The sequence below is a fragment of the bacterium genome, assembly GCA_035945995.1.
GTDB lineage: Bacteria > Sysuimicrobiota > Sysuimicrobiia > Sysuimicrobiales > Segetimicrobiaceae > DASSJF01.
In genome coordinates, this window is record DASYZR010000044.1 from 110,969 (window position 1) to 122,265 (window position 11,297).

Genomic DNA, 11,297 nt, shown 5'->3' on the forward strand with positions numbered 1-11,297 from the left:
ACACCGGAAAGTCGTCTCGCCGGACACCGGGTGGAGATGCTAAGATCAAGATAAGCGTAGTTCTGACGGCGGCAACCCATCGGGGGGTGCGCCGCGATGGAGGGCGTCAGATCGGTTGGAGCGCCGCGGACGTGCTCGACCGCCTTGAGCGCGGCATGCCGTTCGGCGTTCTCGACGTGCGCAACCGCGACGATGGCGAACGGTTCGGGCTCGCGGGCCGCGGTGTCGTGGTGGCCATCAACGTTCCGTACTTTGAGATGCTCGAGATGGGCGGCAAGGAAAACATGGTCGACTCCGTCGTCGCCTACGTGGAGCAACACCTCGCGGAGTGGCTCCCCCGCGATGTGCCGATCCTCAGCGTGTGCGCCACGGGTGACACCTCCGAGGTCCGTCCCTCGCGGCTGCGACGGGCGCGACCTACTATCTCCATCCCTACGACGCCGTCCACCCGATCGATCTGCTTCCGGCTACGATCTCATATGAGCCGATCCGCGACCGCCAGATCCTCCCCGTGGGAAGCCGCGCGCTCGAGGCCATGCATATCCCCGGCCATACGCTCGGCCTCGTTGCCCTCCGGCTCGGCGACCGGTACATGTTCACGGTGACAGCATCTTCGTCCGCTCCATCGCGCGGCCGGACCTCGGCGGCAAGGCGGAGACGTGGGCCCGCCTGCACGCCCGCTCGCTCCGGAAGCTCCTCAGCCTCCCGGGAGACATGACCGTGCTGCCGGGGCACACCGCCGGCCTTGAGGAAGCCGGCGAGACCGGCGTCGTCGCCGCCTCCCTCGATGATCTCAAGCGGCGCAACGAGAGCCTCGGCGTCCTTCAGCGCGAAAGCGAGGATGGGTTCGTGCGCTACCTCTTCGCGAGTCTGCCCGAGTTCATTCCGGAGTACATGGACATCAAGCGGGTCAACATCGGCCTGTTCCGGCCCGGCGAGGACGACGCGTGGGCGCTCGAGCCGGGCAGGAATGTCTGTGCACTCGCGCAGGCGTACGAGTCTTCTACCGTGGGACGATCACCATGAGCCAGCCCTTCGACAAAATGTTGGACGTACGCGGCCTCACCTGCCCGATGCCGCTCGTGAATGCCCGCAAGGAAATCGCGACGCTCGACCCGGGCCGCGTGCTCAAGGTCGTGGCGACGGATCGCGGGTCAGTGGCCGATTTCCAGGCCTGGGCGAAGATCGCGAAGAGCATGGAGTTGGTCGCGCAGGAGACGGAGTCTGTGGACGGTGCAACAGTGTACGTCCACTATGTCAAGCGAACGGCCTGAGGAGGCGAATCCATTGGACGGCGTCGTCGATACCAGAGTGGACTTGGCCCCGCCGCTCGAGGGGGCGCTTGACGCGAAACTGCGGGATCTCGAGCACCGGCTCGGGGCCCTCGAGGAACGGGCGGCAGAGGACCGGGTCGCGATCGTCGTTTTCTCGGGCGACCTGGACCGGGTCCTGGCGGCGTTTGTCATCGCCACGGGCGCCGCGGCCGTGGGCCAGCAGGTCAGCATGTTCTTTACGTTTTGGGGCCTGAGCGTCATCAAGAAGCGGACCGAGTTGTCGGGAAAGACGCTCTTCCAAAAGATGATGGCGGTCATGGCGCCCGGCTCCAGCCGGAGCCTCCCGGTCTCGAAGATGAACTATTTCGGCGCCGGCGCGATAATGCTGCGGGCCATGATGAAGGCCAGGAACGTGAACTCGCTGGAGGACCTGTTTTCCCTCGCGCGGGAGATGGGCGTGCGCATGATCGCCTGCGAGATGTCGCGCGACGTGATGGGGATTTCCGAATCCGAACTGGTGGGTGGCCTCGAATACGGCGGCGTGGCCACCTTCCTAGCCGACTCGCTGAAGGCGCGGACGAGCCTGTTCATCTGACCCCCACGCGGCGGCGGCGGCCGCTCGCTCGGCGGCCGGTTCGCGGTTTGCTATTGGAGTCCGTACGCCACGACGTCGTGGCCCGCGCCGACGTACACGCGGCCGTCCCACACCGCCGGCGTGATGAACCGGTGAGTTTCGCGCAGCGCGTCAGCGCCGCGCGAGACGTACACCGCGGCCCCGGTGCGGGCACGGAGCGCGTAGAGCACGCCGGCGCCGTGATCCACAATCCACACGAGGCCGCCGTCCGGGCCGGCTCCCGACACGGCCGGCGCTCCCGGGTCGCTCATCGACGGACCGCACCAGGCGATGGCGAAGGTCGCGGTGCGCGAGCCCGGCGCGGTGCCGAGGCGCAGCGCGGCGATGCCTCCCGTGCCGCGGCACGGTCCGGGTTGACGGCCACGCCCCGGGACGAAGATCAGGCGTCCGGCGCTCCCGCCGTCCCAGTACGCGGTGGCGGAGGCTACCTCGGCTCCTCCGTACCCGCAGGACCCGAACAGGCAGCGGCTATACACACCCTCGCCGGCCACGCCGTTGCCGCGACTCTGCCCACCCAGGTTATCGCGATTGATCAGATACCCCACGCCCTGCTTGCCGGCGATGAACAAGAGGTGCGGCGTAGACGCGCCGGCCTCGCCCGGCAGGACAAGCGGCGCCGTCGATCCCAGGTCGGTGTCGCCTTCGTTCAAGGCCACGTGGTTGCTTGGCGTGAAGTAGTCACGCGGCGCGCCCGAGAACCGAAGGGGCGACGTGAAGAGACGGATCACGCTGTTGCCCAGGTCCACCCGGCCGCGCGATTCGCTGTTCCCGGTCGCCGCATACAGGTTGCCGTTCGCATCCGCGGCGAGGCCGCCGGTCGCCCAGATCCCGGCCATCCGCGGGCTGGGCGTCACGTACCCGTCCTGCGTCGTAGGGCTGGCAAGGGGGACGGCGACGACCCACCCGTGGTAGTCTCCGCAGTCGCCCCGGTAGCCTCCAAAAGGCACATACACCACGCCGTGGAAGAGCGTCAGTGCGCCCCGTTGCTGCTGGACGCCCGGGTCGAACCGGCGGCCGGAGACGGCCCGAGGCGCGACCTCCGCGGGCCACCCGGGCCGCATCGTGCCGCTCTTCACGTCGAGCGCCGCGATCGTGTACGCCTTGCTGCGTCCTCCATCGGGGGTGGTGAGACCGACAACGTAGACCGTGCCGGCGCCCCGATCGATGACCGGCGTGCTCGTAATGCCCACGGGGTCGATGTTTCCGCACGGCAGGCTGGCGCGCGGCACCGGTTGCCCGAGCGAGATCGGCCCCCACAGGATCTTGCCGTCCACCGCGTCGAGCGCATAGACGCGGTTCCGCTCGGTCACGACATACACGACCGTGCGCACGCGGCCAAACATGGCCAGGCCGGGAACCACGAGCGGCTCCGCGTAAATCTCCCCTTCGACCCCGGCCGTCCACACTCTATGGACGAAGGGCGCAGTCGACGGCGTCAGAGCGCGCTCGGCGCTGTTCCATCCCGTTCGCCCGAGATCGCCGTGGAACGTCAGGATCCCGCCTTCCTCGCCGGGAAACGCCGGTGGGGAGGGCGGAATCGCCGCCGCAAGAAACGACGCCAGCAGGGCCAACGCCGGGGACACGGCGCGCCGCATCACGCGATACCCCGCAGCAACTCGTCGATGAGCCGTCCCGTCGACACAGCCATGCAATCCAACGCCTCCAGGTTTCCGCAGGGGGATCACACGGTTGTATGCCCCGAGGGCCCGTCGACCGAAACGGCGCGCCGCTTGCGTGGGCGCAATCCGTGGGGCCCTCGCGCCGGAACGCTAGGGCAGGTAGCCGCGTCTGATCACGGGCCACGGGTCCGGCATCTCCCCGACCGGAACTTCGATCAGGGCCGGCGCATCTTCGAGGAGCGCCGCCGACAACTGGGCGCGGAGTCCTTCAGGTCCTTCGGCGCGCAGTCCGTTGACGCCGAAGGCCTCGGCCAGTTTCATGAAGTCCGGGTTGTGCAGCTCCGACGCAATCACCCGGCCGCCGTACAGGCGCTGCTGCATGCGGCGCACGTTCCCGTACGCGCGGTCGTTGAAGACGATGGCGATCGCGTTGATGTGGTGGAGGACCGCCGTAGCCAGCTCCTGGACCTGGTACATGAACCCTCCGTCGCCGACGACGGCGACGGCGCGCTGCGCCGGCGCGCCGACCTGCGCGCCGAGCGCCGTGCCGTATTCGTAGCCGAGCGTCCCCTGGTACCCAGGCGTGAGCAGCGTCCGCGGCCGGTAGACGGGAAACGCGCCAAATTGGATCCAGTACCCGAGTTGGGTGACCCCACTCACGACGATGCCGTCGTCAGGCAGCGCGTCTCGGATGGCCTGTCCGAATGCCGCCTGCGGCCCGAGCACGCCGAGCACCTCGCCCACTCTCCGCTTTACCGCAAGACACTCGTCCCGGCGGGACGGACGCGTGCGATTGTGCCGCGGGATGCGCCGGAGCAGCTCCGTAAGCGCCCATGCCGCGTCGGCAACGATGCCGGCTGCCACGGGACAATTCCGGCCGATTTCCTCCGGGTCGATGTCGACCTGGATCACGGTCTGATCGTGTCGCGGCTTCCACGTCGACAGCGCCGGCTGCAGGAAGCGGGTGCCCACCACCAGCACGACGTCGGAGGCCGGCAGCAGCTCCTCTCCGGCGTTCATTGTTTGGGCCAGGTAGTGACGGTCGGACAGCGCGCCTCTGCCGCTGCTCGACATGACGACGGGCGCCTCGAGCATCTCCGCAAGCGCTTCGAGGGATGTCCAGGCGCCGGACGCCAGGACACCGCCGCCGGCGAAAATCACCGGCCGTTGGGCGCCGCCCAGCATCTTGGCCGCCGCCTCCACCGCGTCGGGATCGCCCCCCTCCCGCTCCGTCTCGACCCGCGCCGGCAGCGTCACCTCGGCCGTCGCCTGCAGGACATCCTGGGGCACCTCAATCGCAACCGGCCGTACGTGTCCGCTCTGCAGCTGCCGGAAGGCCTCCCGGACCGCGCCGGGGATCTCCTCCGGACGGCCCGCCTGCCCCGTCCACTTGGTGACGGAACGCGCCGCCGCGAGTTGATCCGGGATCTCGTGCAGTAACCCCCGGCCCGCGCCGATATACTTGGACGGGATTTGACCGACGATGCAGAGTACCGGGGCGGAGCAGGCATACGCCGTGGCGAGGCCGGATGCCGCATTCAAGAGCCCGGGGCCCGGGACCACCAAACACGCGCCGACCCGTCCCGCCGTACGCGCGTAACCGTCTGCCATGTACGAGGCCGCCTGCTCGTGCCGCGTGTGAACGACGCGGATCGCGTCATGCGCCTCGTACAGCGCGTCGAACGCCCCGTCCAGCTGCACCCCAGGGAGACCGAAGACTACTTCCACACCCTGGATCTTCAGGCACTCGACGAGTGCCTGGCCTCCCGTCATGCGCCGGGAGGTGGGCCGTACCTGGTGAGCCGCCGTCACATTCATAGCGGCCCGCGCCCCGCGGCCCCGGTCTGACGGATCGTTCGCCATCATTGCATGCCTCCGTGATCACGTACCGCTTCGGGATCCGCGGCGAGCTCGGCCGTCGATCTCCACGATCGCGCCATTTTGGATGTCGGGCAGGACTTCGACCGGCGGCCCGCTCTATCCCACGAGCAGGGAGGGGTCCGAAGAGACTGAGCGCGACGGAGAGCGTTCTCGAGAAGTTTTCCCGGATCAGTTGGCCGAGACCCTTCTTGGTGACCGATCCCACTCTGCCCGCAATCTCGCAGATGAAATACAACGGGATGATCAGCGAAACGCGAGACAAGACGGTGCGGCGGGTTCTGCTGGCCCTCCACGCGACCAGGTAGCCGAGAAACACCAAAAGATATCCCGCTCCCATGAGCGCGGCCGCCATCGGCGCAGTCGTCCGCACAAACATGTTCACCACGAGGAGAGCGCTCCCGAGCGCCACCAGTCCCGCGCCCCGCCACCCCGCCCGCGCCACGCCGAACAGCATCAGGGCGATCGACAGCAGGAGGAGCGGGATGGCGATGCCGTTGAGGAAGGCCAGCAGCGGTGAGGTTCCGCCCGGCGCCTGGCCCGCGCCGTTCACGGAGCCCATCCCGGCCATGCCACCCTGGCGGGCGGGCACTGCCTGCGGTGCCGACCAGTCCGGCCGCAAGTGACACGATCATGCCGGTGCAACTCACGAGCGCTCCGGCACCGCCGATCCACTGGCACACCTTCTCGCATCGCGTCAGCACGCCCCCGCCCTCCCCGCCGATCCGCCCTGAGCCGCCCGACCCGCTCTGCCACCGTCACCGTGCTCTCGCCATCGTTCGAACCAGCCGTCGTACTGCCCTTGGCAGATTCCACATGACGTAACCTGCATTGTAAACCAGCAATGCTGCCAACCCGAGCAGCAGGCTCGACGGTCAGGTGGGGCACAGCCCTCGCGCCTTCAATGCCTTGAAAGTGAGGGGGCGTGTGAAACGAACCTGTTTCTGCTCGCCGATCGCGGTCTGCATCGATGACCATCCTCGATTCGCTTGTCGTCCCAGCGGATCACCACGCCAGAGATCCAACTCAATAATACGTCGGGCGACCCCCCGCACGTCTCGGCCAACGATATGAGGTTGCCGCGCCCGGGCGCCGTCATGTCCCGGGCAGGCCCAACAACGCCGCCAGCCGCCTGCGGTCGAACCCGACCACGACCTCGCCGTCGATGACCGTCACCGGCGTGCTCGCGACGCCCAGATGCTCGAGCTCCTCCATCGCCGCCGGATCCTCGGCGATATTTCTCGCCTGGAACGGTATCCCGTGTTGGGTGAGGAACTCCTCGACCCTGCGACAGAAGATTCAACCCGGCTGGTTGAAGACCGTGACCGACCTGGCCATCGTGCATGCCTCCATTCGCAGCTGATCTCGATCACGCGAACCCTCAACTATGACACCCTGATCGCCGCAGCGTTCCTCGCCTTATCCCTGACGGCCTCCCCGCCGACGGATGGGGCGCGCGGCAGGCCTGACGAGACCGACACGGTCGTAGTAGCGGAGTGTTTTGGGCTCGATCGCAGCGCGCGCGCCGAGGCGCCCTATGGTTGCCTCGGTAACGGGATCTCGTGAGGTGACGTCGGCCGTCTTGCCGAGGATACCTGGGATGCAAAGACTATCCCACGCGCACCACGCGTAGAGGGTTTGGCCATCCACCCGGAGGTGGTGGGGCGGCATCTCTGCAAACGTGAGCCCGCCGAAGCCGGTGACCGCGCCGCCGTTGTCGTAAAACACCGCGCAGGCCGACAAGGCGCTGCTGACTGCCTCGGGCCGTAGGTTAAGCAGCGTCGCCAGGCGCGCAACGGACACCGGCTCGCCCTTGGCCAACTCTCGGTAGAGACTCACCGCGACACGACGGCCGATGGGGTCGAAGCGGGGGACGGCGGCAGCAATTTTCTCCGCGAGTTGCGTCACGTTCGTTGCTGCTTGCGGCATACTCTGATCTCCTCGAACGTAGTGCCTCCATCCTAAACCCTAAACCCGAGTTTAAGGTCAATACCGCACCGAAAGACGATGATCTCCTCTCAGGGAAAAGATGGTGGCGGCTCGGCGGAGTACGCTTGCGGCGAGCTGGCGCCCCCGTCGGGATCCGCCTTGGCGACAGATCAGCGCTTAGCCCTTGGCTAAGTGGGAACAGCGCTGCCCTCATGGGTAAAATTCAACATCTTCGGACCGGGTAGGTAGCCCGTCTCGAGCCGTTCAAGACGGAAGCCGCTGCCTTCGATCATGGCGCGGATCGGCCGGTTGAGGTGGCACCCGCCGCTGACCCGTCTCCACAACGGTGTCAAGCGATCCTGCCATCGACGCACGTTCTCCTCCGTCGCGAGCCCGTGCTCGACAAAGACCAGGCGGCCCCCTGGCCTCAAAACGCGGCGCATTTCATGGAGCGCGACATCCGCGTCAGGTATCGAGCATAACGTCCAGGTCGTGACGACAGTATCGACAGTCCCATCTTCGAGCGGAATAGCCTCTGCAGACCCCTCGATGAACGTCACCGGGACCGTTGCGCTGGTCGCACGCCGCGCCATGGCGATCAATCGCGGTACAGGCTCAAGCGCCAGTATCTCGCGCACGGAGCCGTAGAAAGGCAGATTCAGACCTGATCCGGCGCCGATCTCGAGGACCCGGCCTCGGGCCGAGCCGACGACCCGCTTACGATACGGCAACAGCTGCCGATTGCGCATCGCAAGATCGCAGAGGCGCGGCAGGACGAAATCACTGTAGAAGGCCATGGCCGCGTCCTTGACGTTTTGGGGTGTCGATCGTCATTGATGGCGTTGAATCGGGAGGTCTTTCCGGCCCGGGACCCCAGCCCTCAGGCACACAAAGGAGGCTCCCGGCCTGATTCCGTCATAGACGGGTTCGGCTGTTGGTAGGTCCCCTGGAGGCTGGGTGAGCGTCGAAGACGTGCCTGCGAGTGCGAGACCAGCGCGCACCAGCAATCCCTGCAGCTCTTCCAGCGAGTAGAACGTGGCGTGCCGATAGAACGGATGGCCGGCGGCCTTCTTGTCAAGATACCAGCACCCCCAGGGACTGTCCCGCAGGATGTCAGCCACAATGAGCCCGCCCCCGGGCGCGAGGGTCCGTTTCGCCTCCTCGAGCAGCGAAATCGGATCCGCGAAGCAGAGGGTCACGATCAGGAGCACACTGCCGAAGGTCCCATCAAGGAACGGAAGCGCCTCTCCTCGACCCTGAACGACGTGAACGCCGCGCCGCCGGGCAAGTTGCAGAACGCCCCACGAAGGGTCCGCCCCATAGGACACCCCCAGCGCCTGGGCAAACCGGCCCGTGCCGACCCCGACCTCCAGCCCCGGGCCAGGTAGCCCGCTGAAGAGGCGGCGAACGGCTTCCACCTCTGCGCGGAACAGAACCTGTCCTGCGAGCGAGTCAAACCACGCATCGTACCGCGCGGTCTCATGGTCGAAGAGGCGGACCGTCTCAGACGCTCCTGCGGATGCGGGCACCGTCGGCGTCCTGTCCGTCATCGACATGAGGTCGCCTCCGGCTCAGGCGACAGCCCGAAGCCCGAGGGAGCGCGCGCCAAGCGCAAGGGCGGCCTTGAGGGCGTTTGCGCGGCACCCCCCGAGGTGCAAGCCACCACTGCTCGAAGGCGTTCGCGGCCATCAAGCTCCCGACACCGCCGCCGGGCACCGCGATCGTCTTGCCGGCCATGCCGTATCACCGCCCTCCGAGTACCGCATAGCTCGCTTGGCGAGCCTGGGGTGCCCTTCTCATACGAACGGCCACCACGATACCGGAGAGGAACGTCAGTCCACCGACGGTGACGATCGCCCACGCGAGGCCGAAGAGATCCGCGACGATGCCGGAGAGGAGCGCGCCCACGGCGTACCCCAGGTCCCGCCAGAGACGATAGACACCGACGGCCGAGGCACGCCACGAGGGATGGACGACGTCGCCGATGGCGGCGAGCAGCGTCGGGTAGACGAGCGCGGTCCCCACACCGAGCAGCACGGCACCGGCGACCCAGAGCCCGAACGGTCCGCCGTGGGGCGCAAGTCGCGGGGCGGCGACGATGAGCCAGATCCCCAGTGCCTGCGTCCACATCCCCCAGGCAATCATCCATTTCCGGCCCCATCGGTCTGAGAGCGCGCCGGTCACGAGCTGTCCCACCCCCCACACGGCCGGATAGGTCGCGGCCAGCACGCCGATGCGCGCGACGCCGAGACCGGCTGACGCGAAGAACAACGGGAGGAGACCCCACGCCATCCCGTCGTTGAGGTTGTTCACCAGCCCCGCCTGGCTGCAGGCGAAGAGATCCCGGTCGCGCCAGCTGGTTCGGACGAACACCTCGCGAAACGATGGCGGGGCGGCCGGACCGTCGTGGTGCACGCGGGCCTCGTGCCTCGCGTGCGCCGTGGTGTCGCGCGCGAACGCCGCCGAGAGGCCCAACCCTAGAGCTGCGAACGCCACGCCGAGGTAGAAGGGCACCGGCCGAAGCCCATATGCGCTCGCGAGATACCCGGAGGCCAGCGCCGCGAGCGCCACCGCCCCATACCCGGCCGACTCGTTGAGGCCCAACGCGAGTCCCCGGCGGCTCGGGCCGGCGAGATCGATCTTCATGATGACGGTCATCGACCAGCAGAGTCCCTGGTTGATGCCGAGGAGCACGTTGGCCGCGGTGACCCAGCCCCACGACGGCGCCCACATGATCATGAAGGGGACCGGAAGGCCGATGACCCATCCCGCGACCAGCAGGCGCTTCCGGCCCACCACCTCCGCGTACCGGCCCGCGAGGAGGTTGGTCAAGGCCTTCACGATCCCGAAGCTCACGAGGAACGAGAGGATGACGCTCTTGGACGCGAGCCCAAAGTCGTGCTCGGCGATGAGCGGCAGCACCGCGCGCTCGAGGCCGACCATCCCGCCCACGAAGGCGTTGATCAGGACGAGGAGACTGAACTGCGCCAGGTTCGCGCGCAGTCCCAACGCGACGGGCTGGGCTTTCCCGGGCAGCGTCCCGGCGACAGGCATCCTCAGTCCCATCGCATCCGGGGCCGGCGGCGCTGATGATCCTTGACGGCTCCGCATGCTCCTACCCGACCGCGCACCGGTTGGCCCCGGCTTCCAGGACGATCGGGTCGTCCTCCGGCCACCGGCCTGTCTCGTTCAAGGCGACGATGCGGTGATGGTTGGGGGGTGTGGGTGGAATACGGGCGAGCAGGGTGTGCACGAATGCCGTTTCATTCAGCTGCAACAGTGGAACTCGGGAGCGCACCGCCGCGAGCGGCGCGGCCCACGGGATGCCGTCAAACGTGAGCGGGCCGCCGGCGTGCCCCGGCAGGACTTGGGTCTCCTCCGGCAGCGACACGAGCCGCTGAAGAGACTGGTAGAGGGTACGGCCGCGCTCCTCCGCCTCGCCGACGCGCGCCTCAAGATCCGGCCGTCCCACGCCGTCCAGGAACAGCGTATCGCCGGTGAACACGCCACCGGCCGGGAGATGATACGTGGAGCTCTCCCACGTATGCCCCGGCGTGTGCAGGACTTCCAGCGCCGTTCCACCCAGCGGGATGCGGTCGCCGTCCCGGAGAGCCGCAAAGGAGAAATGCACACGGTCCTGCGCGGGCAGATAATGCGGAATCTCCAGTTCCTGCGCCAGGAGCCGCGAGCGCGACAGATGATCTGCGTGGACGTGCGTGTCGACGACCCCGAGGATTTTGAGTCCGCTCGCGGCGGCGATCTCCCGGTAGACGTCCGAGCCCAGGGCCGGGTCGATGACTAGTGCCTCGTCGTGATCGGCCACGACGTATGAGAGGCACCCCTTGCCCGTCCGGCGGACCTGAATCACGGTGACGCCGCCGGCCAACCGCAGTTCCGCGAGGTTCCAGGCGAGGCTCCACGCCTGCATCCCGCCGTCGAGGGACTCCGCCGCCACCCCTTGGG

At 67.7% G+C, this 11,297-nt stretch carries 12 protein-coding genes; 4 read left to right on the forward strand and 8 right to left on the reverse strand.

The window, feature by feature from the left end; genetic code table 11:
- Positions 1-131: 131 nt before the first annotated feature.
- From VGZ23_04120 to VGZ23_04135, 4 genes are all read left to right on the forward strand, one after another.
- Positions 132-605, forward strand: coding sequence for a hypothetical protein (locus VGZ23_04120; protein ID HEV2356783.1), 474 nt, complete (start codon positions 132-134; stop codon positions 603-605).
- Positions 606-720: 115 nt separating this feature from the next.
- Positions 721-1,026, forward strand: coding sequence for a hypothetical protein (locus VGZ23_04125; protein HEV2356784.1), 306 nt, complete (start codon positions 721-723; stop codon positions 1,024-1,026).
- Complete coding sequence (locus tag VGZ23_04130; protein ID HEV2356785.1) at positions 1,023-1,274, forward strand: sulfurtransferase TusA family protein; 252 nt, start codon at positions 1,023-1,025, stop codon at positions 1,272-1,274. Before VGZ23_04125 ends, VGZ23_04130 begins: the two co-directional genes overlap by 4 nt.
- Before the next feature lie 13 nt (positions 1,275-1,287).
- Positions 1,288-1,869, forward strand: coding sequence for a DsrE/DsrF/DrsH-like family protein (locus VGZ23_04135; GenBank protein ID HEV2356786.1), 582 nt, complete (start codon positions 1,288-1,290; stop codon positions 1,867-1,869).
- A gap of 50 nt (positions 1,870-1,919) precedes the next feature.
- Here VGZ23_04135 and VGZ23_04140 read toward each other — a convergent pair whose 3' ends face one another.
- The 8 genes from VGZ23_04140 to VGZ23_04175 form a co-directional block, all read right to left on the reverse strand.
- Entirely contained in the window at positions 1,920-3,506 is a 1,587-nt protein-coding gene (locus VGZ23_04140) for a hypothetical protein (GenBank protein ID HEV2356787.1), read from the reverse strand.
- Positions 3,507-3,677: 171 nt separating this feature from the next.
- Positions 3,678-5,393 (reverse strand): thiamine pyrophosphate-binding protein, encoded by a 1,716-nt coding sequence (locus tag VGZ23_04145; GenBank protein HEV2356788.1) that lies wholly within the window; start codon positions 5,391-5,393, stop codon positions 3,678-3,680.
- A 1,107-nt stretch (positions 5,394-6,500) separates the two neighbouring features.
- Positions 6,501-6,704, reverse strand: a complete 204-nt coding sequence (locus VGZ23_04150; protein HEV2356789.1) for a glutaredoxin family protein — start codon at positions 6,702-6,704, stop codon at positions 6,501-6,503.
- Between the two features lie 120 nt (positions 6,705-6,824).
- The gene (gene merB / locus VGZ23_04155; GenBank protein HEV2356790.1) at positions 6,825-7,334 is read right to left on the reverse strand and encodes an organomercurial lyase; all 510 of its coding nucleotides are present in this window, start codon (positions 7,332-7,334) and stop codon (positions 6,825-6,827) included.
- Between the two features lie 188 nt (positions 7,335-7,522).
- Positions 7,523-8,131, reverse strand: coding sequence for a class I SAM-dependent methyltransferase (locus tag VGZ23_04160; protein HEV2356791.1), 609 nt, complete (start codon positions 8,129-8,131; stop codon positions 7,523-7,525).
- Between the two features lie 33 nt (positions 8,132-8,164).
- On the reverse strand, positions 8,165-8,890 hold the full coding sequence (locus tag VGZ23_04165; protein HEV2356792.1) for a class I SAM-dependent methyltransferase: 726 nt from the start codon (positions 8,888-8,890) through the stop codon (positions 8,165-8,167).
- Between the two features lie 187 nt (positions 8,891-9,077).
- Positions 9,078-10,388, reverse strand: a complete 1,311-nt coding sequence (locus tag VGZ23_04170; GenBank protein HEV2356793.1) for an MFS transporter — start codon at positions 10,386-10,388, stop codon at positions 9,078-9,080.
- Between the two features lie 61 nt (positions 10,389-10,449).
- A partial coding sequence (locus VGZ23_04175; protein ID HEV2356794.1) for an MBL fold metallo-hydrolase occupies positions 10,450-11,297 on the reverse strand: 848 nt, incomplete at its 5' end.

Coding starts and splice junctions, on each gene's coding strand:
- merB (HEV2356790.1), bottom strand. CDS start 7,334: ATGCCGCAAGCAGCAACGAACGTGACGCAACTCGCGGAGAAAATTGCT.
- VGZ23_04145 (HEV2356788.1), bottom strand. CDS start 5,393: ATGATGGCGAACGATCCGTCAGACCGGGGCCGCGGGGCGCGGGCCGCT.
- VGZ23_04165 (HEV2356792.1), bottom strand. CDS start 8,890: ATGTCGATGACGGACAGGACGCCGACGGTGCCCGCATCCGCAGGAGCG.
- VGZ23_04160 (HEV2356791.1), bottom strand. CDS start 8,131: ATGGCCTTCTACAGTGATTTCGTCCTGCCGCGCCTCTGCGATCTTGCG.
- VGZ23_04130 (HEV2356785.1), top strand. CDS start 1,023: ATGAGCCAGCCCTTCGACAAAATGTTGGACGTACGCGGCCTCACCTGC.
- VGZ23_04170 (HEV2356793.1), bottom strand. CDS start 10,388: ATGCCTGTCGCCGGGACGCTGCCCGGGAAAGCCCAGCCCGTCGCGTTG.